Annotated in this window: 23 protein-coding genes; 12 read left to right on the top strand and 11 right to left on the bottom strand. The window is 59.3% G+C overall.

The genetic code is table 11. The features are described from left to right. Nucleotide 1: 1 nt before the first annotated feature. From arsJ to H9C73_RS04500, 5 genes are all read right to left on the bottom strand, one after another. Complete coding sequence (gene arsJ, locus H9C73_RS04520; protein ID WP_209286608.1) at nucleotides 2-1,228, bottom strand: organoarsenical effux MFS transporter ArsJ; 1,227 nt, start codon at nucleotides 1,226-1,228, stop codon at nucleotides 2-4. Nucleotides 1,229-1,230: 2 nt separating this feature from the next. Further along, nucleotides 1,231-2,241 carry an ArsJ-associated glyceraldehyde-3-phosphate dehydrogenase gene (locus tag H9C73_RS04515; RefSeq protein WP_209286607.1) on the bottom strand — a complete coding sequence of 337 codons (1,011 nt, stop codon included), beginning with the start codon at nucleotides 2,239-2,241 and terminating at the stop codon, nucleotides 1,231-1,233. Between the two features lie 49 nt (nucleotides 2,242-2,290). Next, nucleotides 2,291-3,313: an ACR3 family arsenite efflux transporter gene (gene arsB, locus H9C73_RS04510; RefSeq protein ID WP_209286606.1), complete on the bottom strand. Its 1,023-nt coding sequence runs from the start codon at nucleotides 3,311-3,313 to the stop codon at nucleotides 2,291-2,293. Nucleotides 3,314-3,361: 48 nt separating this feature from the next. After that, a complete protein-coding gene (locus H9C73_RS04505) occupies nucleotides 3,362-3,721 on the bottom strand; it encodes a metalloregulator ArsR/SmtB family transcription factor (protein WP_209286605.1) in 360 nt (119 codons plus the stop codon). Nucleotides 3,722-3,872: 151 nt separating this feature from the next. After that, complete coding sequence (locus tag H9C73_RS04500; protein WP_209286604.1) at nucleotides 3,873-4,067, bottom strand: hypothetical protein; 195 nt, start codon at nucleotides 4,065-4,067, stop codon at nucleotides 3,873-3,875. A 144-nt stretch (nucleotides 4,068-4,211) separates the two neighbouring features. Between H9C73_RS04500 and H9C73_RS04495 the strand changes: the two genes are divergently transcribed. After that, nucleotides 4,212-4,928 (top strand): AzlC family ABC transporter permease, encoded by a 717-nt coding sequence (locus H9C73_RS04495; protein ID WP_209286603.1) that lies wholly within the window; start codon nucleotides 4,212-4,214, stop codon nucleotides 4,926-4,928. After that, on the top strand, nucleotides 4,918-5,229 hold the full coding sequence (locus H9C73_RS04490) for an AzlD family protein (protein WP_209286602.1): 312 nt from the start codon (nucleotides 4,918-4,920) through the stop codon (nucleotides 5,227-5,229). The genes H9C73_RS04495 and H9C73_RS04490 overlap by 11 nt, the downstream gene beginning before the upstream one ends. Nucleotides 5,230-5,235: 6 nt before the next feature. Here the strand turns inward: H9C73_RS04490 and H9C73_RS04485 are convergent, their stop codons facing one another. Beyond that, nucleotides 5,236-5,556 carry a DUF6482 family protein gene (locus tag H9C73_RS04485; protein WP_209286601.1) on the bottom strand — a complete coding sequence of 107 codons (321 nt, stop codon included), beginning with the start codon at nucleotides 5,554-5,556 and terminating at the stop codon, nucleotides 5,236-5,238. Between the two features lie 105 nt (nucleotides 5,557-5,661). Between H9C73_RS04485 and H9C73_RS04480 the strand changes: the two genes are divergently transcribed. Together H9C73_RS04480 and H9C73_RS04475 are read left to right on the top strand one after the other, a co-directional pair. Next, entirely contained in the window at nucleotides 5,662-6,618 is a 957-nt protein-coding gene (locus H9C73_RS04480) for a ketopantoate reductase family protein (protein WP_209286600.1), read from the top strand. A 40-nt stretch (nucleotides 6,619-6,658) separates the two neighbouring features. Then, entirely contained in the window at nucleotides 6,659-7,000 is a 342-nt protein-coding gene (locus H9C73_RS04475; RefSeq protein WP_209286599.1) for a HopJ type III effector protein, read from the top strand. On the opposite strand, the gene dinB is transcribed toward H9C73_RS04475, so the two are convergent. Further along, nucleotides 7,001-8,095: a DNA polymerase IV gene (dinB, locus tag H9C73_RS04470; protein WP_209286598.1), complete on the bottom strand. Its 1,095-nt coding sequence runs from the start codon at nucleotides 8,093-8,095 to the stop codon at nucleotides 7,001-7,003. 61 nt (nucleotides 8,096-8,156) lie between these two features. On the opposite strand from dinB, the gene H9C73_RS04465 reads away from it, so the two are divergent. The 3 genes from H9C73_RS04465 to H9C73_RS04455 all read left to right on the top strand — a co-directional run bounded on the left by H9C73_RS04465 (nucleotide 8,157) and on the right by H9C73_RS04455 (nucleotide 10,681). Further along, a complete protein-coding gene (locus tag H9C73_RS04465) occupies nucleotides 8,157-8,330 on the top strand; it encodes a hypothetical protein (protein ID WP_209286597.1) in 174 nt (57 codons plus the stop codon). 89 nt (nucleotides 8,331-8,419) lie between these two features. Further along, nucleotides 8,420-10,141 carry a GNAT family N-acyltransferase gene (locus tag H9C73_RS04460; protein WP_209286596.1) on the top strand — a complete coding sequence of 574 codons (1,722 nt, stop codon included), beginning with the start codon at nucleotides 8,420-8,422 and terminating at the stop codon, nucleotides 10,139-10,141. A gap of 42 nt (nucleotides 10,142-10,183) precedes the next feature. Beyond that, nucleotides 10,184-10,681, top strand: coding sequence for a J domain-containing protein (locus H9C73_RS04455; RefSeq protein WP_209286595.1), 498 nt, complete (start codon nucleotides 10,184-10,186; stop codon nucleotides 10,679-10,681). 3 nt (nucleotides 10,682-10,684) lie between these two features. Here H9C73_RS04455 and H9C73_RS04450 read toward each other — a convergent pair whose 3' ends face one another. After that, complete coding sequence (locus H9C73_RS04450) at nucleotides 10,685-11,701, bottom strand: hypothetical protein (protein WP_209286594.1); 1,017 nt, start codon at nucleotides 11,699-11,701, stop codon at nucleotides 10,685-10,687. Between the two features lie 109 nt (nucleotides 11,702-11,810). On the opposite strand from H9C73_RS04450, the gene H9C73_RS04445 reads away from it, so the two are divergent. The 4 genes from H9C73_RS04445 (at nucleotide 11,811) to H9C73_RS04430 (ending at nucleotide 15,497) form a co-directional block, all read left to right on the top strand. Continuing rightward, nucleotides 11,811-12,017: a dodecin gene (locus tag H9C73_RS04445; RefSeq protein WP_209286593.1), complete on the top strand. Its 207-nt coding sequence runs from the start codon at nucleotides 11,811-11,813 to the stop codon at nucleotides 12,015-12,017. Nucleotides 12,018-12,203: 186 nt separating this feature from the next. Continuing rightward, the gene (locus H9C73_RS04440; protein ID WP_209286592.1) at nucleotides 12,204-13,592 is read left to right on the top strand and encodes a sensor histidine kinase; all 1,389 of its coding nucleotides are present in this window, start codon (nucleotides 12,204-12,206) and stop codon (nucleotides 13,590-13,592) included. 3 nt (nucleotides 13,593-13,595) lie between these two features. Further along, entirely contained in the window at nucleotides 13,596-14,093 is a 498-nt protein-coding gene (locus tag H9C73_RS04435; RefSeq protein WP_209286591.1) for a hypothetical protein, read from the top strand. Nucleotides 14,094-14,096: 3 nt separating this feature from the next. After that, on the top strand, nucleotides 14,097-15,497 hold the full coding sequence (locus H9C73_RS04430) for a sigma 54-interacting transcriptional regulator (RefSeq protein ID WP_209286590.1): 1,401 nt from the start codon (nucleotides 14,097-14,099) through the stop codon (nucleotides 15,495-15,497). Between the two features lie 31 nt (nucleotides 15,498-15,528). Here H9C73_RS04430 and H9C73_RS04425 read toward each other — a convergent pair whose 3' ends face one another. Beyond that, nucleotides 15,529-16,113: a hypothetical protein gene (locus H9C73_RS04425; protein WP_209286589.1), complete on the bottom strand. Its 585-nt coding sequence runs from the start codon at nucleotides 16,111-16,113 to the stop codon at nucleotides 15,529-15,531. An 88-nt stretch (nucleotides 16,114-16,201) separates the two neighbouring features. Between H9C73_RS04425 and H9C73_RS04420 the strand changes: the two genes are divergently transcribed. Then, a complete protein-coding gene (locus H9C73_RS04420) occupies nucleotides 16,202-17,581 on the top strand; it encodes a methyltransferase (protein WP_209286588.1) in 1,380 nt (459 codons plus the stop codon). Here the strand turns inward: H9C73_RS04420 and H9C73_RS04415 are convergent. Then, nucleotides 17,550-19,619, bottom strand: a complete 2,070-nt coding sequence (locus tag H9C73_RS04415) for a tRNA(Met) cytidine acetyltransferase TmcA (protein ID WP_209286587.1) — start codon at nucleotides 19,617-19,619, stop codon at nucleotides 17,550-17,552. The two genes, H9C73_RS04420 and H9C73_RS04415, sit on opposite strands and share 32 nt — an antisense overlap. Beyond that, nucleotides 19,616-20,320, bottom strand: coding sequence for a nucleotidyl cyclase domain-containing protein (locus H9C73_RS04410; RefSeq protein WP_209286586.1), 705 nt, complete (start codon nucleotides 20,318-20,320; stop codon nucleotides 19,616-19,618). Before H9C73_RS04410 ends, H9C73_RS04415 begins: the two co-directional genes overlap by 4 nt. Nucleotides 20,321-20,379 lie beyond the last annotated feature (59 nt).

The following is a 20,379-nucleotide window of genomic DNA, read 5'->3' as shown; positions in this document are numbered from 1 at the left end:
CTCAGACAGACTCAGTCGCGGGCAACCGCAGTGAAATCAGTGTTGTCAGCAACAGGAACAACGCCGAAACCCAGAGGCATACTTCCAGCCCGGCAACGCCCTGACCCGCCGCCTGAAACACCCAGCCAGACAGAACCGTCCCGATCAGTCGCCCCATGGCGTTCGACATGTAGTAGAACCCCACATCCAGAGAGACACCCTCACGGCTGGCATAGCTCACAATCAGATAGCTGTGCAGAGAGGAATTCACGGCAAATACCGCCCCGAACACCAGCAGCCCCGCCACGACCACCAGTGCCGGGCTCAGACCTTGCATCAGCCCGAGTGCAATCGCCGCTGGCAGCAGCGTCAGCAGCGCAGCCCACAGCGTCGCAGCGCGTCCGTCCGGCACCTTTCCGGCAGCCTTGCCGGTGAGTCGGGGCGCCACCGCCTGCACCAGTCCGTAGCCGATCACCCAGAGTGCCAGAAAGCCTCCGGTCTGGCTGTGGTTCCAGCCCAGCGTCTGCGACAGAAACACCGGGAGCGCGACCACAAACCAGACATCACGCGCCCCGAACAGAAACATGCGGGCGGCCGATAGAATGTTGACCGCTTCGCTCTTGGACAGGATGTCACGGAATTTGGGTTTCTGCTTCGCCTTGCCGAGATCCTTTTTCAGCAACACCAGGCTCAACCCCCAGACCAGCGCCAGCGCAATGGCCATGGCGGCGACCGCCCCTGCAAACCCGAGCAGCATCAACAGAGCACCGCCCAGAAAAAAGCCGGCCCCTTTGAGCGCATTCTTGGAGCCCGTCAAAATGGCGACCCACTTGTAGAGCGCCCCTTGAGCGTTTTCAGGCACCAGCAGCTTGATCGAGCTTTTGGCACTCATCTTGTTCAGGTCCTTGGCAATGCCCGATAGTGCCTGCGCCGCCATCACCCAGGGCACGGTCAGCCAGGCGGCGGGGACCAGCAACATCGCCAACGCCACCACCTGCAGGCCCAATCCGATGTTCATGGTTCGGTTCAAGCCCAGATGAGCCCCCAGCCAGCCACCCACCAGGTTGGTCACCACACCGAAGATCTCGTAGAACAGGAACAGCAGGGCGATCTCCAGCGGCGAATAGCCCAGACCGTGAAAATGCAGCACCACCAGCATACGCAGCGCCCCATCAGTCAGGGTGAACGCCCAGTAGTTCCCGGTCACGACCAGATACTGGCGGATAGCGGGAGACAGCTGACTCAGCATATTCAAACCTGATCCAGACGCCCGACTTTCAGCGCCAGCTCCGCCGTGCGGTTGGCATAGCCCCACTCGTTGTCGTACCAGAGGTAGAGTTTCACCTGAGTACCATTCACCACCATGGTGGACAAGGCATCGACCACGCTGGAGCGCGGGTCGGTACGGTAATCGATGGAGACGAGCGGGCGCTCTTCGTAGCCCAGCACACCCTCAAGCTCGCCATCTGCCGCCTGCTTCAACAGCGCATTCACCTCCTCCACAGTGGTTTCACGCGCAACCTCGAACACGCAATCGGTGATCGAGGCATTGGCCAGCGGCACACGAATGGCGTGGCCGTTCAGCTTGCCCTGCAGCTCCGGGAAGATATGGGTGATCGCCGTAGCGGAACCGGTGGTGGTCGGAATCAGGCTCATGCCGCAGGCACGGGCACGACGCAGATCCTTGTGCGGCGCATCCAGAATGGTCTGAGTATTGGTGATGTCGTGAATGGTCGTCATGGAGCCGTGCTTGATGCCCAGCTGCTCGTGTACCACCTTGACCACCGGTGCCAGACAGTTGGTGGTGCAGGAAGCCGCGGTCACAATCGGATACTGCTCGGGGTCATACAGGTCGTCATTCACACCCATGACGATGTTGAGCACGCCCTCTTCCTTCACCGGCGCCGTGACCACCACCCGCTTCACGCCCTGATCCAGATAGGCCTGCAGCAAGGCCCGGGTTTTCATTTTGCCGGACGCCTCAATCACCAGATCACAGCCTGACCAGTCAGTCTCGGCAATCGTTTTGTTGGCCGTGACCTGAATCGACTGACCATCAATGCTCATCTGATCGCCATCGGCTTGCGCTTCATGCTGCCAACGCCCGTGAACGGAATCAAAATTCATCAGGTGCGCCAGCGTGGCCGCATCACCGGCCGGATCGTTGATCTGCACGATCTCGACGTCGGGCTGATCGTAGATGGCACGCATGGTCAGGCGCCCCATACGGCCAAAGCCATTAATACCGACTTTGATACTCATTCATTATTTCCTCAACACTGTATTGATACGAAACAGGTCATTTTCACCCTCACGGCTGGTCAAACCAGTGACGGGTGCGGTTGGCAAAGGCAACCAGCGACAGCATGACCGGCACTTCCACCAGAACGCCCACCACCGTTGCCAATGCCGCCCCGGAATGCAGACCAAACAGGGAAATGGCCACGGCGACCGCCAGCTCGAAGAAGTTTGAGGTACCGATCATGCAGGCCGGAGCCGCCACCTGGTGGGGCAGGCGCAACCAATGTGCAGCGGTATATGCCAGTGCAAAGATGCCATAGGTCTGAATCAGCAGGGGAATGGCGATCAGCACAATGGTCTGCGGCTGAGCCAGGATCGTCTCTGCCTGAAACCCGAACAGCAACACCACCGTTGCCAGCAATCCCAGAATTGACCAGGGCTTGAGCCGATGCAGAAAGGACTCAAGGACGTGCCCATCGCCCCGCCGTTCGAGCTGATGGCGTGTCCAGGCACCGGCCACCAGTGGCAGCACCACATAGAGCACCACCGACAGCAGCAGCGTTTCCCAGGGCACATGGATATCACTTACCCCCAACAGAAAGGCGGCAATTGGCGCGAAGGCAAACACCATGATAATGTCATTCACGGATACCTGCACCAGCGTGTAATTGGGATCACCCTTGGTCAGCTGGCTCCAGACAAAGACCATGGCCGTGCAGGGTGCCACGCCCAACAGAATCATGCCGGCGATGTATTCACCGGCACTTTCGGGGTCGACCCAGTCGGCAAACAGAACGCGGAAAAACAGCCACCCAAGTGCCGCCATGGTGAACGGCTTGATCAGCCAGTTAACGACCAGCGTCAGCACCAGCCCTCGGGGCTTCTTGCCCACATCCCGGATGGCACTGAAGTCGATCTGCACCATCATCGGGTAGATCATGACCCAGATGAACACGGCCACGACCAGATTGACGTGGGCATATTCCCACTGTGCGATGACACCAAACACCTCCGGCACCCAGTTGCCCAGCAGGACACCGGCCAGAATGCTCAGCCCCACCCAAAGTGTCATATAACGCTCGAAAATACCCATGATGATCTCCCTGCCCTGCTTGATGCCTCGATCTCAGCCCTGAATCATTCAACTCGGAGCACAACTCAGTGGACGGTCCGGCATGGCAGCCAGGCGCCGCTCGGCTTCAGCCACAAACATCTGACAGTTATCGCGCGTCAGCCGAATGACCTCGCGCATCCAGTCACTCATCAACGGGTGCAGACGATAATAGACCCACTGCCCCTGACGCCGATCCAGCAGCAGACCCGTTTTGCGAAGCTGAGCAAGGTGGCGCGAAATCTTGGGCTGCGACTGATCCAGCACCTCAACCAGCTCACACACGCACAGCTCCCTTTCAAGGAGCAATATCAAACAGTTAAGCCGCACGTCGTCCGCGAGCGCCTTGTAGAACTGTACTGCGGACAGTTCGTTACCGGTCGTACCCATGGCCCATCCCTTTTCAAGTGACTGGATTCAAGCCTTAATCCATATATGGAAAATCATATATATGAAAAACCATATATACAAGCACCGACTGGATTCTTCTCGATGAGAGACAGACAGCATGCCTGAAACCTATACAATCACGCGGGAGCCCTCAGTCCCCGTCGCCACCATCCCCATCGCTGTCGCCACCCATTCCACCGCCTTCACCCATTGGTGTTTCATGATGACGCCGGTGCACAGCGCCTCTTGCCGGACGCCCTTCCCGGCGCCTTTTTGCACGCTTGTGTCGCACAACCAACAACAGCAGGGCAACAAATACGACAAACAGAACCAGATCGTTACTCATCAGTTTCATCTCGAGCCCGGTAAAATTCCCATCAGAGTACACCATCCACCTTTGAGGATAAGCCCCTGGGCCTGACAGGCTCACTTTAAAAAATGCTAATAAACATGCATAGTGCCCCGCTGAACAGCTTGGAAGGTATGAGTCATGGCAGATGCAGATCAAGGATTACATCAACTGGACGGGCCTCTGATCTGGTCGGGCTTCAAGCAGCTGGCGCCCATCGCCCTGTTCGTCATCGCGTTTGGCATTGCCTTCGGTGTCGCTGCCGCCCAGGAGGGCTTGAGCGCCGCCATGACCATCAGCATGAGCGCACTGGTGTTTGCCGGGGCTTCACAGTTTGCCACCCTTGAACTCTGGGGGGCTCAGGTCCCACTGTTCACCATCCTGATCACGGTATTTGCCATCAACGCACGTCACCTCCTCATGGGCGCAACGCTTTTCCCCTGGTTGAAACACCTGCCGCCAGCCAAGCGTTACGCCGTTATGGCCGTTGCATCCGATGCCAACTGGGCCATGTCCATGCAGGCCTTCAGCCGCGGCCAACCGGGCCTTGGGTTGCTGGTCGGTGGCGGTCTGGTGCTCTGGCTGTTTTGGGTCATCGGTACCTGGCTCGGCATCAGCTTTGGCAGCGCCATTCAGAACCCCAAGAGCCTGGGGCTGGATATGGTGATGGGCTGTTTCCTGCTGGCGATGGTGGTGGGTGGCGAAAAGAACCTGCGCATGCTGTTTATCTGGGCCACGGCTGCCCTCTCATCCCTGTTGGCCTACTGGTATCTGCCCGAAAACAGTCACGTCATCACCGGCGCGCTGGCCGGCGGCATCCTTGGCACTGTCTGGCAGGAGCAGCACCATGAACGTTGAAACCGCCGGCATCGGAACCCTTTTGGTGATTATCGCCATGGCGCTGGTCACTCTGGCCACCCGCTGGGGCGGCGTATTTGTCATGTCCTATGTGCCGATCGGGTACAGGGTGAAGCAGTTCATCAACGCCATGTCCGGCTCGGTGCTGGTGGCGCTGATCACGCCCATGGCGGTGGAAGGTGACAACGGTGCTCGACTGGCGCTGCTGGCGACCGTGTTGACCATGCTGGTGATCAAAAAGCCCCTGCCCGCAATTGCAGCTGGCGTGATCACGGCAGCACTTTACCGTTACCTGCTGTAATGCCGTTTATGAAAGGTCATCATCCGGGTTCGCCAGCTTGACTTCCAGGGGTGCCGGTTTTTCGGTGGCCGGCATCCCGATCATCTCGTTGTAGGGACTTTCGTGAATCAAGACCGTGCTCTCGATCCCCAGCCCCTTGAAGGGAAGCTTGGCATCCAGCTGGCTATTGAAACGCATAATGGTTCCCTCATCATCACACACATTCAGTAGCTCGCTGCCCTGTTTCAGCTTGACCTGAACCAGGTACATGCTGCTCTCAAAGGCGCGCAGTACCAGACGTTCAATCTGGCCAAACTGCTTTTTGACGTCACTCACCGCTATTTTCATCTCATTCTCCTTGTTCCATCTTCGGGTGTACGTTGTTCCGGTAAAGGCGGTTTATCTGATCAGGCTTTTGCGGTACAACCGAACGCTTGCCAGAAGGAGAATCGGATGAAGTGTTTGATTATCGGTGCCGGTGGTATCGGCTGCTATTACGGTGCCCGGCTGATCGAAGCCAGCCACGACGTTACCTTTGTCGCCCGCGGTGAGCATCTCAAGGCCATGCAGCAACAGGGCCTCAGCGTCGAGCATGAAGCACTGCAGTTCCAGGCCCCTGTCGATGCGCTTTCCATGCATGAGCTATTGGCGCAACGGCAGTGTGATGATTACGACCTGATCATGCTTACTCTCAAGTCCGGCGCTACAGCACACTGGCTGAACGAGGCCAAAGACTGGCTGCTGCAGGGCTCGGCACCGATACTGTCGCTGCAAAACGGCGTCGATAACGAGCCACTCATCGCAGGTGTAGTGGGTGAAGCCCGCACTCTGGGCGGTCTGGCAGTACGCATCGGCGGGCATATCATCGCCCCCGGTCAAATTGAGGCACGCGGCCCGGCACAGGTGGTCATGGGGCGCTGGCCTCAAGTAGACGCCGAGGACCCGACCCTGACCGCACTGGCCAAGGCCCTGAATGAGGCACAGATACCGACCCGTACCACACTCAACATCCGCTACGAACTCTGGAAAAAACTGCTGATCAACAATGGGGTGAACCCGCTCAGCGCGCTGACGGGGCTGGATACACGCAGCCTCACCGCAGACCCTGCACTGGGCAAAACGGTCTACGCCATGATGCAGGAGACAGCTATCGCCGCCAGCGCCGATGAGGTAACACTGACAGCCGCTGACGTGGATGAGATGTTCAACCTGATCAGCCAGTTTGATGCCATCAAAACGTCCATGCTGGTAGACCGAGAGAAGGGCCGACCGCTGGAACTGGATGATATCAGCGGGGCCGTCATCCGACGCTGCCAACAACTGGGGGAAGCGGCGCCAAATACGGAACTGGTGCAGCGTCTGCTGCAGCTCGACATACGCCCTGTGCAATGGCAGCCACTGACGGCATAATGCCCGGCTGCAACATTCGATACCTCAAGAGGACAGACTGATGACGCCGGAAGAGTTTGCCAACCGGATCGGCCAGGACGACGGGCTGGATTTTGAAGACACCCAGGCCGTAATTAACGAGCACTTTGACTATACGCCTTCTGCATTCAGCAACGGCGAGATACGTAACGAGGCCGGCCAGAACGAAGGCTCATGCAAGATTTTTGCGCTTGGACAACTGCTCCAGCTGAACCAGGAGCAGACACTGGCCTGCTTCGGTCGCTTTTACCGTGACGTGCTGAATACGCCTGATGGCAGCGACCACGGCAATATCCGCAACTTCATGGTCAGCGGCTGGGACGGCATCCAGTTTGAAAGCCAGCCTCTGACACCCAAGGGCTGATCAAAACAGCGGAAGCTGCTCGGCTTCCGCCTCTCCCTCTTTTGCCCCCAGCCGATAGCCGACACCCAGCAGACGCACAGGCCGTGCACCGCGGTGCCAGGCTTCCTCCATCAGCGATGCGAAGAGCCCCTTGTGCGGCTGATCCGAACGGCACTCAGCCGTGGTCTGGGTAAAGTCGTTGAATTTCACTTTGACCACCAGCCCCAGAATCTGACGCGAGGCGCGATGACGCTCAAAACGGCGTGCTAGGTCATCCATCAGCGGGTCAAGCTGCTCCATACACTGGGCCAGCCCCGGCAGGTCCTGACTATAGGTGTGCTCAACGCTGATTGATTTCCGCTCGCGGTGGGTGCGTACTTCACGGCTGTCTTCACCGCGCGCCAGTTGCCAGAGGCGCTCGCCAAACTTGCCAAAGTGGTTCTGCAACTCCAGCAGCGATAGCGACTGCAATTCGGAACAGGTCCCCACTCCCAGACCCATCAGTTTCTCCTGAGTTCTCGGTCCCACGCCGGGTATTTTCTTCACCTCCAGGCTGGCCACAAACTCAGCCTGCTGATCCGGGGTGATGACACAAAGTCCATCGGGCTTGTTCCAGTCACTGGCGACCTTGGCCAGAAACTTGTTCTGGGCCACACCGGCCGATACCGTAATACCGGTCTCATCTCTCACCTGTTCACGAATGGCCTGAGCAATGCGGGTAGCACTGCCGTCCAGCAAGCGGGTGTTTGATACATCCAGATAGGCTTCATCGATGGATACCGGCTCGATAAGATCGGTGAAACGGCGATAGATGGCAAATATCTGCTCCGCCACCTCCCGATAGCGCGCCATATTGCCCGACACCAGCTTGAGATGCGGGCACAGCTGCAACGCCTTGGCGCTGGGCATGGCCGAATGTATGCCATAGGCGCGCGCCGGATAGTTGCAGGTGGAGATGACGCCACGGCGTTCGGAGGCACCACCCACTGCCAGGGGAATATCCCGCCATTCCGGATGCTCAAGCATTTCAACCGCGGCAAAAAAGCAGTCGCAGTCCAGATGAATGATCTTGCGCTGACCGGGCGATTGAGTGTTTTCAGGAGTTGGAGCTGACATTGGTTTACACTGTACAAACGGGTCGCTATTCACGCATGAATCAACTCAGGGAGCAAGTCCAATGTCAGAACAGAACGACTGGAACGGTCGCGAACGCCGTAAAGGGCATGACCGCCGCCAGGCAGCAGATCGCAGGGAAGATATCCGCTTTGAGCCCGGCAAATCAGACCGCCGCCAGAGCCGAGGCCGCCGTAAGGAAGATCAGGATCCCTGGCACAAAAGCCTCAATGACTGATCGCGTGTCATACTGCGGTCACCTGCCAGTCACCTCGCTGTCACCTGTTCGCCATAGTGTAGGGCGGCAAGCGAGAGAGGTGACTGAACATGCACATCGATGTAGAACAGGTACTGGTAAACAAGTTTCCCGCATTTGCTGACAAGCCGGCCCCGGTCAAGCGCTCTACCCTATTCTGCCTGCGACGTCTTATCCGTGAAGACGAGATCAACCGATTTCTGGACACCCACAGAGGCGTGCAGGGTTTCGAGTTCGTCGATGAAGTTCTGGATTACTTCAACTTCAGCTACTCGCTGAGCTACAAAGAGCGCATGAACATCCCCTCGACGGGGCGTGTGGTGATTGTAGCGAACCACCCTTTGGGCGCGCTGGATGGACTGGCCCTGTTGAAGCTGGTCGGCGAGGTACGCCGGGACGTCAAGATCATCGCCAACGATCTGCTGATGAGCTTTGACGCCCTCAAAAACCTGTTTCTGCCAGTCGATAATCTGGGCAAGGGCACCCGCAAGCAAAATATCGCACGCATCGTCGAGGCACTGCAGAACGAAGAAGCGGTCGTCGTTTTTCCGGCCGGCGAGGTTTCCCGCGCGGGTCTGACGGGCATTCGTGACGGCAAGTGGAACAGCGGCTTTCTGCACTTCGCCCGCAAGGCCAACGCACCGGTGCTGCCGATCTATCTGGGTGGGCGCAACTCGCCCCTGTTCTACGGCCTGTCCTATCTGAACAAGTCAGCCTCCACCCTGATGCTGGCCCGCGAAATGTTCAACAAGCGTTCCGTGACCCTGCCCGTGCGCGTGGGCGAGCCAATTGCCTTCAGCCAGCTGGACGCCGTTCCGGTGTCCAACCGTGACAAGGCCAAGCTGCTGAAAAAGCACCTGTATCGTATTGCGCGCAACAAAGAACCTCTGTTCATGACAGAGAAAACCATTGCCCACCCTCAGGACCGCAAGGCGCTGAAGCAGGAACTCAAGCAGGCCGAACTGCTGGGCCAGACGCACGACGGCAAGAAAATCTATCTGTTCGACTATAAACCTGACTCCGCCGTCATGGGCGAAATCGGCCGCCTGCGTGAAGAAGCCTTCCGCACCGTGGGGGAAGGCACCGGCGAAAAGCGCGACCTGGATACCTACGACCAGTACTACCGGCACCTGATCCTGTGGGATGAAGACGACCTTGAAATCGCCGGTGCCTACCGGATCGGAGAAGGCCCTCAGCGCATGGAGTCCCCGGACAAGCCGCTCTACAGTGAATCCCTGTTCCAGTACAGCGAGTCCATGCAGGCGGTATTTGCGCAGGGTATTGAGCTGGGCCGCAGCTTCGTGCAGCCGCGCTATTGGGGCAAGCGCTCGCTGGACTACCTCTGGTACGGTATCGGAGCCTACCTGCGCCGGCACCCTGAAGTGCGATACATGTTCGGACCGGTCAGCCTCAGTCACAGCTACCCCAAACGGGCGCGCGATCTGCTGGTCTGGTTCTACCGCCACTACTTCCCCGACCACCAGAACCTTGCCCGCTCCCTGAGTCCCTACCAGCTCGATGCCGATGCAACGGCCGTGGTAGGCTCCATCTTCAGCGGCACGGACTACCGCGAGGACTTCAGTCGACTGCGGGAACAGCTCGATTTTCTCGGTGTATCCGTACCTACACTGTATAAGCAGTACAGTGAACTCTGTGAGCCGGGCGGGGTCAGTTTTCTCGACTTCGGCGTCGATGCGGATTTCAACTACTGCATCGATGGCCTGGTGCTGGTCGACACACACAAGGTCAAGGCTCGCAAGCGCGAGCGCTATATCGGCAAGGCGGACACCTGATCGGGGTGCTCGCTCTGCCGCCACAGAATGACGGGAGAGACGATGCACCCACTGGGTTTGGTTCTATTCGGCATCATTGCTCTGGGCAGCTGGTTCTGGTGGCAGAAACAGCCACCGGAGCAGCGTCGCAGCGCCAGCTGGAAACTGGTACTGCTGTTCGTGGTGATCGGCCTTTTGTATCTGGCCATCACGGGGCGCATGCACTGGCTGGGCGCCCTCATCGCACTGGTGCTGCCGTTTTTGAAAAAGCTTCTTCCGCTGCTTCTGCGCTTCATGCCGGCACTGGCTCGCTGGTGGCAATCACAGCAACGCAGTGGCCCCCGGAATCAGTCAAAACAGCAGCACCGCAAAAATGCCAGCCAGAACGGCATGTCGCGTCAGGAAGCGCTGGATATTCTGGGGCTGGAAGACGGCGCCAGCCGAGAAGCAATCCTCGCCGCACACCGGCGCCTGATCCAGAAACTGCACCCGGACCGTGAAGGCAGCGCCTATCTGGCGGCCAAGATCAATGAAGCACGTGATCGGCTGCTTGAACGCTAGCGATCAGCGCCACCAGTCCAGCTCGCCGGAGTCGTACCGCATTGGGCCGGCAGCAGGCGCCAGCGTCAGTTCATTGCCATAGGCCGGATGATAGGCTGCCAGATTCAGCTCGCCATTGGGGGAGACCGAAAAGACCAGTGCCGGGCCTGAGCCCCGGCCATCCAATGACAGCTCAATGCGGTCACTGGACACCCGCCGCCAGTGCCCGTCATGTTCCAGCAGCGGTTGGTCATTGAGGTAGTCCTCTCGCCATACGAGTAAGCCATCAGGCATCAGCATGAGATCAATCCTGCGAGTGGCGACCGACGCGAGTGTGGTATAGCGCTCTCGCAATGGCCAGTGCGACAGGTCACCCAGACGCGCGCAGCCCTTGAAATAGCGCCCGTTGACGTCAGCTTCCATGCTCATGCCATACCAGCCCCCCCTTGGCCCGGTGCAGGCTTCGGGGGCCACTGACAACGACACCTTATGCCGTCTGTTACTGCTTTGCATCTGCTGTTTCCAGTGTCGCCTCGGCCTCGGGTTTTCGATATCGGCAGCTTCCGGCTCGGGACGCTCGAATGCCAGATGCATAAGCCGGTCCCGAAAACGGACCCGAATCTGATCCCGGGTCAGGTCGAACACCACCGCTCCATCCTCCGAGACACCTCTCAGTTCGATGCCGTCCAGCCCGAACTGGCAGGCACGTGCCCCTCCACCCAGGACAACGCCCCGGCTCAGTTCCACATGGCTCGCCTCAATCCGGCCAAAGGCCTCCACGTAAACGGGCCAGTCATCGCCCAGACTTTGACGCCTATAGGCCTGCTCCAACACCTCAGGCAGTGCTGCCACTGCCAGACGCTCTCCACCCAGACAGCTCTCGAACCAGTATTGCCCCTGAGAGACGGCCAGCACGCCACGCAGCAAGGCGTCCTGATCCGCAGGCTTTATGTCCTGACTTTTACAACCGGCCAACAGCATCGCCACTGCAACGACTGCCACTGACACTTTTACACCACCGAGCATAAGGCGCTCCCGCATGAATCCATCCCTTCTCTTTATTATGTCCAAGGCGCTGCAGGCATCCAATCAAACAGGACGAAAAAACATGACCTACACTCAGTAAACATTCATCACAGGGAGTTTCAACATGTCGGATCATGTCTACAAGCTAATCGAAGTGGCCGGGTCATCCACCGAAAGTCACGATGACGCCATTCGCAACGCCATTGCCAAGGCATCCGAATCGGTCGAGCACCTGAACTGGTATGAAGTCAAAGAGATGCGTGGCCATATCGAAAACGGCCTGATTGCTCACTATCAGGTCGTGCTCCGTATCGGCTTCCGGCTTGAGTGACCGGCCCGGCAACAGGGGCACTCCCTGTTGCCATACTGCTTCGCTTTCAAACGCTTACCTGCCCGATTCATCCAAGGTTCATCCTGCCCACCCTAAAGTGTCGCCCTTTTGATGCTGGCCCTTAGGCACCGGCTCGGTTACGGACTTCGATTGCGGACAATGGCTTTACCCTGGCATACACATTCATTGAAGCAGCTCGTGCTGCTGGCGTTCATGTCAGCCGTTGTCCCGCTGGCCGTCCTCATGTACCAGTCGGGCAACGCACTGGTCGACCAGTCTGAGCGTGCCCGCAGCCTGGCACGAGAGATGCTCCAAAGCCGGCGCCACACGGAGCAGATGCTGACCCAGGCCGAGGACATCATCCGCTCCGCACGTCAGTACGACATCGTCAACCGTCACGAACTCCGCTCACGCTTGCTGAGCCAACTGGACGCCTTTGAAAGCCTGCTGCAAAGCCCGGACTTCCCGGCGGGTGCGGACACACTTTCAGGCCCGCTATCACCCCTGCTGGAACGCCTGAAAGCACAGTCACTCGCGCCCGAGTCACCCCGCTTTGCGCCCGACCTGCTTGAACAGTTCCTCACCGAAACCCGACAGCTCAGCGCCCGCGTTGAGCGAGCCTTTGACAGCCGTCTGGCACTGCTGGAGCAACAAACCCGAGCGGAACAGCGCAACACCGGCTGGCAGGCCCTTTGGCTGGTGGCGGCGTCTGCGGTCCTGATGGTGTTTTTCAGTGGTCGCATCAACCGGCCGGTACAGCAACTGATTAGCCGGATTCGTGCCCTGGGCGAGGGGGAGCGCAGTCAGGGCAAGGCTCTACAGGGCCCCGTTGAACTGGCAGAGGTCAACGAGCAGCTGGACTGGCTGGCCGAGCGCCTGCAGTCACTGGAGGAAGACAAGGTCCGCTTTCTGCGCCATATCTCCCACGAACTGAAAACACCGCTCACCACCCTGCGTGAAGGCGCAGACCTGCTGGCAGAAGAGCTGGCCGGCCCCCTGACACCCAACCAGCACGAGATTGTTTCACTGCTGCAGCAAAACAGCGTCAGCCTGCAGACATTGATTGAACAGCTGCTCGACTATAACCGTCTGCAGCAGCCGGGAAGGCTGCAACGGGATAAAGTTCACCTGCAAACGCTGCTGGAGCGTATAATGGGGCCTTTCAAGCTGCAAATAGAACAGAAGCAGTTACAGACGGACATTACGCTCAACAATGTGGACCACTGGTATACCGATGCTCAGATGCTGCAACGCATTCTCAGCAACCTGATATCCAATGCCGTTCACTATGCGGATAACGGTGGCCAGATCAGCATCACGGGAGAGCTGCGCCAGCACCAGCTCAGGCTCACGGTCGGCAACAGCGGCCCCGAAATCCCCGCACAGGATCTTGAGCAACTGTTCGATCCCTTTTATCAGGGGCAGAACAAGCGCAAGGGCCCGCTCAAGGGCTCGGGTATCGGTTTGAGCATTGCGCACCAGGCCAGCGACTCACTCGGCGCCAGCCTGGGCGTGGTGCATAACCGTGACCGCTGGGTTGAGTTCGCACTGGAACTGCCGACACTGGAGCCCTGAACCATGTTGCGACTGCCCCTGATCGTACTGACCCTCGCCCTGCTGGCCGGCTGCCAAAGTCCCTGGCTGCTGCCGCCATCCGGGCAACCGGGCACCGGCGCCGACGACGGCACCTGCCGTTTTGATGAGGGTCAGCTTAACGACTGGATAAAATATGAACATCGTTTTATTTCGTCTACAATTAGTGACAAGCGAGCACTCCTTGTAGACGCCGAACAACGACAGAAGACTGCGCTGTACGCACTTCTGTTGAGTAGCCCCGGGCAGTCGCAGACCCAACTGGAACGTGCTCAGCAGATACTGACCACACTCCCGCTGAGTCCCCTTGAGCACTGCCGGGCCGACCAGTATCTGGCTAACCACCAGCGCCGGCTGGCGCTGCAGTTGGAAGCCCTGCAACAGATTGAAACCCTGCAGTTGCAGAAGATGGAACTTGAACGTCAGGTCGATGCCCTGACAGATTTGGAACGACAGATAACGCGACAGCGTGAGGAGCACTGACAGATGACGTCAACCCCCCATATCCTGCTGGTTGATGATGATACCGCTCTGCTTAAGCTGCTGGAAATGCGCCTGAAAGCATCCGGTTACAGCACGGATTGCGCCGAAAGCGGCGAAGACGCTCTGGCCATGATCAACCAGCAGAGCTTTGATCTGGTTCTGACCGACCTGCGGATGGACGGCATGGATGGCCTGACGCTCTTTTCACGGATTCAGCAGGAGCAGCCTGATCTGCCGGTCATTATCATCACGGCACATGGCTCCATTCCCGAGGCCGTGGAAGCGACCCAGAAAGGCGTGTTTGGCTTCCTGTCCAAGCCGATCGACAAACAGCACCTGCTGGACACCGTTCGTGCTGCACTGAACAGCTCCCAGCGCCAGCAGGATCAAACCTGGCGCGAAGGCATCATCAGCCACAGCGGCCCAATGTCTGAGGTACTGGATCAGGCGCATCGAGTGGCGGCCTCGGATGTCAGTGTATTGATTACCGGCCCGAGTGGCAGCGGCAAGGAACTGGTTGCACGCGCCATTCACAAGGCCAGTGCGCGAGCCGACCAGCCGTTTGTAGCCATCAACTGTGGTGCGCTGCCTGAGCAGCTGCTTGAGTCCGAACTCTTTGGCCACACCAAAGGTGCCTTCACCGGCGCGATCAACCAGCACTCCGGCCTGTTCCGCGCGGCACAGGGCGGCACCCTGTTCCTCGATGAGATCGGTGACATGCCACTGGCACTGCAGGTCAAGCTGCTGCGCGCTCTGCAGGAACGTGTCATCCGTCCGGTCGGCTCAACCGAGTCGATTCCCATCGATGTACGCGTCATCTCGGCGACTCACCGTGACCTGGAAGCGGCCATGCTGAGCCAGGAGTTCCGTGAAGACCTGTACTACCGCCTGAACGTGGTGAACCTCGAGCTGCCGCCGCTGCGCGAGCGCCCGGAAGATATTCCCCTGCTGGCCCGCCATTTCCTGACGCAGGCAGCCCAGAAACACAACCGCAAGGTTCGCGGCATTTCGCCGGGTGCTCTGCACCTGCTGGCTCAGGCAGCCTGGCCCGGCAATGTGCGCCAGCTGGAAAACGTGATGGAGCAGGTCGTTGCACTCAGCCCCTCCCCCATCATTCCGGAAGGACTGGTCTCCAAGGCTCTGGCCAATCAGGAACGGGTTATTCCGTCCTTCAACGAGGCACGTGCAGACTTCGAACGTCGCTACCTGATCAAGGTACTGCAGATTACGGAAGGCAACGTGACGCACGCTGCTCGTATCGCTCAGCGTAACCGCACCGACTTCTACAAGCTGCTGAACAAGCATCAGCTCGAGGCGGCGCAGTTCAAGGCCAATGCCAAGGCAGCACTGGCCGCGCAAAAAGAAGCGCAGAAAAAGGCACGTCAAACACGCAAGGCAGGCTAAGCCTGCCTTGCAGGGGGAGCCGGGCCTCGGCCTAGTTCCCCAGTACCTCCAGAGCCTTATCGGTCAGCTCGATCACATCCAGTACGGTGCCTCGGCCCTCGGCCACACGTACAATCCTGTCACCCAGCACGATCAGTTCAGCCGCTTCGGAGCGACGACCAAGCCGTTCCAGATAGTCCCGAGGCAGGCGTTCAGCGTTGCGGTAGAGTTCGGTATCCAGCACCTCACCACGCTGCACCTTCATCTGCCAGCCCGGCGGCAAACTACCACCCCGCTCCAGTTTCTTGCGCAGCCCCGGCGGCAGCTCTTTCGTACGCCCCTTGGCATAGTCGGAAGCGCCATATTGCTCATCCAGCACCCAGTTGCGCAGGCGCTCACGCTCACGCTCGCTCAAGGGCAGATAATCGCCTCGCTCGTCACGATCATAACGGTCGTCTTCGTCACGTTCGTAGCGGTCATCCCTGTCCCGCGCAGAGCCTTTTTCATCTCTGTCATATTTGGGTGCTTTCTCAGCCTTTTCGGGCCCGCCTTTCTTCCCTGCCCATTCCGGCTTCTCAGCCCATGCCGGTGCCGCCAACAGGGCCAGAATCAGCCCCAGACTCGCTGTTTTTTTCATACTGCCTCCTGCGTCCAGACTTGGACTTTTATTTTACCTTCTCTAGTATGCGCGTGTTGTTTTGGTTGAACGGATACCGGTTGACTCAATGTCTGCTCCCTCACTGAATGAAGCGCTGGCCCTGATGCATCAGCACGCCTTTACGGCCGCTGCTGCCGTCTGCCGCCAACACCTGGCCAGCCGCCCCAGGGACTTCAATGCCCTGCACCTGCTGGGATTAATCCAGCTCAAAAGTGGCCAGCATCTGGCCGCGACCAAGTCGCTTCAGCAGGCAGCTCAGCTGCCGGTGCAGAACCGCTTCAGGGCACAGGCGCTGAGCAATCTGTCACTGGCACTGCAGGCCCGTGGTCGCCTCAAACAGGCAGGTGAAGCCTTGCAGCAGGCGATTACACTTCAGCCTGAGGAGCTGGCGTTTCATCTCAACCTGCTCGGGGTGCTGGAAAAGACTCGCGACTGGTCAGCCATTCACCACCACCTTGCTCAAACCCCTGTACTGGCCCACCACCCTGAAGCGCGTCTCTGTCACGCCGTAGCGCTCAGACACCTGACCGAGTACGAGCAGGCGCTGGAAAAGCTTTCAACACTTGATGCCAGTATAGAAGCAGAGCCTGAATACGCGTTGAACCTGTGTCTTGCAGGCCGCGTGCAAGAGGTGCTGGAACAGGCACAACACAAGGATACACCCTCGCAATGGCTGACGCAGGTAGCGGATTACATCGCCGAAGAGGGCCATGCCCGTCTGGCAACGCCACTGTATGAAGCCGTCTTTGCTCAGGAGCCGGACAATGCCAGTGTGCGCCACATGCTGGATGCCGCCGCAGGGCGATGCACCGCTGCCGCTCCCGATGACTATGTGCAAGCACTCTACGATCAGCATGCCGATGCCTTTGAGGAGCGACTGACACACCGGCTTGGATACAATGCCCCCCGCCTGCTGGCGGAGCAGGTTGCCAAGCTGCTGCCTGCACCGAGCGTGACAACCGTTCTGGACCTGGGCTGCGGCACCGGGCTCTGTGGCGAAGCGCTCCTGAAAGCGGTGAATGCACAACAGATGATCGGCTGCGACCTGTCCAGCAAGATGCTTGCGCATGCACGTGCCAAGGGCATCTACACGGAGCTCAACCGATCAGGCCTTATCGAGGCGCTGGCAGCATCCAGTCACATCGACCTGATTACCGCCACGGACGTACTGATCTATACCGGTGACCTCAATCAGGTGCTGACCGCGGCCTATTCAGCACTCATGCCGGGGGGACTGTTCGCGTTTACCATCGAAACCACAACCAGCCCGGCCGGGGTCGAGCTGGACAGCTCAGGGCGCTACCGCCATAACCCTGACAAACTGGCGGCACAAAGTGAAACGGTCGGTCTGGAGGTGTGCTACCAGGAGCGTTTCCCGCTGCGTCGCGAACATGACGCCATGCTGGAAGGCGCGCTCATGATTCTGCGCAAACCTGACGCAGCATGATGTCACACAGTTGGCGTAGTCGTGCCTGCTGAGCCTTGCGCCCGCAGGGCTGCAACACCTTTGCAGCGGGTTCCTGACGCAAGACGCGCTGACAGAGCAGGTGCAGGTTATCTGCATCCAGACCCAGCCGGGACCACTGTGACAGCGAGCGCTGTACCAGCAGGGTCAGAGGCAGCAGTGAAGATTCAAACGAGCGCTGCGCGTAGGCAAACCCCTGCAGACGCTTGAGGTCAGCTGCACTGAGCTCAATTGCAGGGGTGTTGCACAACAGGTCCGGCAGCCACTGCGGCTCCAGATCTGCCAGCTGTCCGGGCAGCCGGGCCAGAAGGCTGCGCTGATACCAGCATCGCGCCTCTTCAAACCACTGGCCCACGCCGTTTGTCAGGGGGGCAATGACGATCACGGCATGGCTCCCGGCCACCGGATCTCGCTGCTCGCCCAAACGAATCGGCCAGTAGTCACACGCCTGCCAGAAGCGCACCAGCCCGGGTTCCGCCGCAAAGCTGGCCCCCAGATAATCAACCTGCTCGGCCTCTGCCTGCAACCGAACCTGCTGCAGAAGCTGTTCTCCAATGCCCTGTTGCTGCCGCTGCGGATGGACGGCAATGCGTACAACGCGCCAGGCGCTCCAGTCGGCGGCCTCCTGCCACCCCTCCTGCGCCACCAGCGCCTGAGGCAACAGGTGACCACGTGGGCGCCGACGCCCCTCCCACACGGCCTCAGCCAGATCCGAGGGCAGAGGCCCCTCTCGGGCCACCAGTACACACCCCACCGGCGTATCCCCCTGACAGGCGGTAAACAGCAGCATATTGGGACTGTCCAGCAGAATGCGCAGATCACCGGGCGAGGTTCGATAATGCGCCAGCACCAGCAGGCCGAACAGCTGCTTCAGGTATTCCGGATGGCTTATCAGGGCATCACGGTCAACCTGCTCAAACCTCAACTCTCCCGCTGAGGCCGGCAGGGATGCGTCAGCATCCAGCAGCAACATGGAATGGCACAACTGCTCAAGCGGGTCAGGTGCCGACCAGCGAATGGGCGCTTCAAGTTTAACCTCATCATATTCAATACCCCTGCTGCGGAGCCGGGCAAGAAAACGCAGGGCAAAGCCCTGCCCATTGCCTTCGTAGCCGTGGACCGTGGTGGCGAAAACCGTGCGCGGAAAGCGTTCAACGAGCTGGAGCAGTACCGGAACGGGAATGGCAGCCGCCTCATCCACCAGCAACACCTGGGCCTGATCCTGCAGATGCAATAACTGATCGGGTCGGCGGAAGCACAGCGCCTCGGCATGGGCCGGCGCCAACTGTTGGACCTGCTGCTGCAGGGCCGCGACGGAGCCCGCATCCGGCGCGGTAACCGCCACCGTTTTGCCTGCCTCAAGCAGCCGGGCCGCCGCAATACCCAGCGCGGCACTTTTGCCCCGCCCTCGGTCAGCCGTCAGCACCAGTGGACGCCGGCGGCGGGATACCGCACGCATGATCGCATCAACCGCACCGGCCTGGTCGGGGGTCATACAGGGGCCACCCGGCGGCTCAACCTGCTGGGCGTAGGGCCAGTGCTCGGGCAAGGTCAAACCTTCGGGGCTCCAGCTTACCCGGTATGTGCACTTTGCCAATACGGACACCAGGTAATCCAGAAATCGTCCATCAACCTGCTCGGGCCGATAAGGCTCAACACAGAGCGCCCTGTATTCAGGGTCGGGAAAATCGGGCCAGTCATCAGCAGGAGGCGTCAGCAGTATCAGCGGAGCGCCGCCTTTAAGGGCACCACTGAGCTGACCGAAAGTGTTCGGATTAAAGCCGTCAAAGGCATCAAAAACGAGAAAGTCCAGCGTCTGCCCGAGATACCGATGCGCTTCTCGGGCCGACAGTGCCTGCATGTCGCCCAGCGGCCGGTCAGATACCAGAACCCCCTGGCCTTCGAATTCAGGCAGCAAGTCCTGCACCCTGTCCCGCCCCCAAGCTTGCGGGCCATGAATCCAGATCAGGGCACGTTGACGCGTATTGGACAGCCGACGCAGGAATGAAGTCAGGCTCATCCTTCGTTGTAGATCATATTGTCATCGGGAGAGGTGGCGTGTTCAGCCTCATACACAACACCGGGCTGAGACAGTTTGCTCATGCTCAGCGTCAGCGTTTCCTGAACCCGGTTCAGGTTCAGGCTGCCACGGGGCTGGAATGTCTGGGCTACGACCCAGAGGCAAGAAGGATCAATACTGGTGTGCTCGAGAATATGATCGTAGCAGCGTTGCGCGAGCGCTCCGGCATGCTCATTGGTTGCCGGGAGGACGGCGCCAATTTCATGCACCCCGTCCCAACCGATCAGGTCACCGGGACGTGACAGCTCCTCACTGAGCACGCGGACCAGCTCAAGCAACTGCTCACGGTTTACCTGATCGCCCATGCTGATACGCATGACCGTCAGCGGACTGAACTCGCGCACGGAGCGCCGGCATTCCAGCGCCAGCATGTGGCGGTACCAGTGTTCGGTCGCAATGCCGGTATTGGGGTCAATCGCCAACAGAGGCTCGTGGGTATGGGCAACGGCACGGGTCATGCTTCGGTTGCGCAACATGACAAACAGGGCAAGCGTCACCAGCAGTGACAGGCCCACAACCAGCAGCTGGCCGATACTGGCATTGCCACTGGCCGAAAGCGCCAGCAACAGAACGTGCAAGACGATCAGCAGAGCGACCAGATAGCGGCTGCGCTTGAGCTGTTCCACAAAAACCGAATCCATGCCGGTATCCTCACCTGTTTCCCTGTTCAGTAAAGCGACTTTAGCACCTGAATGCAATC

Source organism: Marinobacterium alkalitolerans (assembly GCF_017776525.1).
In the GTDB taxonomy this organism is placed as follows: Bacteria; Pseudomonadota; Gammaproteobacteria; order Pseudomonadales; family Balneatricaceae; genus Marinobacterium; species Marinobacterium alkalitolerans.
Note: the sequence above shows the minus strand (reverse complement) of the source record. Positions and strands in the feature narration are given on the sequence as shown.

Excerpts from the sequence above, each read along its gene's own strand:
- H9C73_RS04465 (WP_209286597.1), top strand. The coding sequence starts at position 8,157 with ATGTCAGAACAGAACGACTGGAACGGTCGCGAACGCCGTAAAGGGCAT.
- H9C73_RS04505 (WP_209286605.1), bottom strand. The coding sequence starts at position 3,721 with ATGGGTACGACCGGTAACGAACTGTCCGCAGTACAGTTCTACAAGGCG.
- arsB (WP_209286606.1), bottom strand. The coding sequence starts at position 3,313 with ATGGGTATTTTCGAGCGTTATATGACACTTTGGGTGGGGCTGAGCATT.
- H9C73_RS04515 (WP_209286607.1), bottom strand. The coding sequence starts at position 2,241 with ATGAGTATCAAAGTCGGTATTAATGGCTTTGGCCGTATGGGGCGCCTG.
- H9C73_RS04485 (WP_209286601.1), bottom strand. The coding sequence starts at position 5,556 with ATGAAAATAGCGGTGAGTGACGTCAAAAAGCAGTTTGGCCAGATTGAA.
- H9C73_RS04420 (WP_209286588.1), top strand. The coding sequence starts at position 16,202 with ATGTCTGCTCCCTCACTGAATGAAGCGCTGGCCCTGATGCATCAGCAC.
- H9C73_RS04495 (WP_209286603.1), top strand. The coding sequence starts at position 4,212 with ATGGCAGATGCAGATCAAGGATTACATCAACTGGACGGGCCTCTGATC.
- H9C73_RS04490 (WP_209286602.1), top strand. The coding sequence starts at position 4,918 with ATGAACGTTGAAACCGCCGGCATCGGAACCCTTTTGGTGATTATCGCC.
- H9C73_RS04450 (WP_209286594.1), bottom strand. The coding sequence starts at position 11,701 with ATGCGGGAGCGCCTTATGCTCGGTGGTGTAAAAGTGTCAGTGGCAGTC.
- H9C73_RS04410 (WP_209286586.1), bottom strand. The coding sequence starts at position 20,320 with ATGGATTCGGTTTTTGTGGAACAGCTCAAGCGCAGCCGCTATCTGGTC.
- dinB (WP_209286598.1), bottom strand. The coding sequence starts at position 8,095 with ATGTCAGCTCCAACTCCTGAAAACACTCAATCGCCCGGTCAGCGCAAG.
- H9C73_RS04460 (WP_209286596.1), top strand. The coding sequence starts at position 8,420 with ATGCACATCGATGTAGAACAGGTACTGGTAAACAAGTTTCCCGCATTT.
- H9C73_RS04415 (WP_209286587.1), bottom strand. The coding sequence starts at position 19,619 with ATGAGCCTGACTTCATTCCTGCGTCGGCTGTCCAATACGCGTCAACGT.
- H9C73_RS04480 (WP_209286600.1), top strand. The coding sequence starts at position 5,662 with ATGAAGTGTTTGATTATCGGTGCCGGTGGTATCGGCTGCTATTACGGT.
- H9C73_RS04425 (WP_209286589.1), bottom strand. The coding sequence starts at position 16,113 with ATGAAAAAAACAGCGAGTCTGGGGCTGATTCTGGCCCTGTTGGCGGCA.
- H9C73_RS04455 (WP_209286595.1), top strand. The coding sequence starts at position 10,184 with ATGCACCCACTGGGTTTGGTTCTATTCGGCATCATTGCTCTGGGCAGC.
- arsJ (WP_209286608.1), bottom strand. The coding sequence starts at position 1,228 with ATGCTGAGTCAGCTGTCTCCCGCTATCCGCCAGTATCTGGTCGTGACC.
- H9C73_RS04435 (WP_209286591.1), top strand. The coding sequence starts at position 13,596 with ATGTTGCGACTGCCCCTGATCGTACTGACCCTCGCCCTGCTGGCCGGC.
- H9C73_RS04445 (WP_209286593.1), top strand. The coding sequence starts at position 11,811 with ATGTCGGATCATGTCTACAAGCTAATCGAAGTGGCCGGGTCATCCACC.
- H9C73_RS04500 (WP_209286604.1), bottom strand. The coding sequence starts at position 4,067 with ATGAGTAACGATCTGGTTCTGTTTGTCGTATTTGTTGCCCTGCTGTTG.
- H9C73_RS04475 (WP_209286599.1), top strand. The coding sequence starts at position 6,659 with ATGACGCCGGAAGAGTTTGCCAACCGGATCGGCCAGGACGACGGGCTG.
- H9C73_RS04430 (WP_209286590.1), top strand. The coding sequence starts at position 14,097 with ATGACGTCAACCCCCCATATCCTGCTGGTTGATGATGATACCGCTCTG.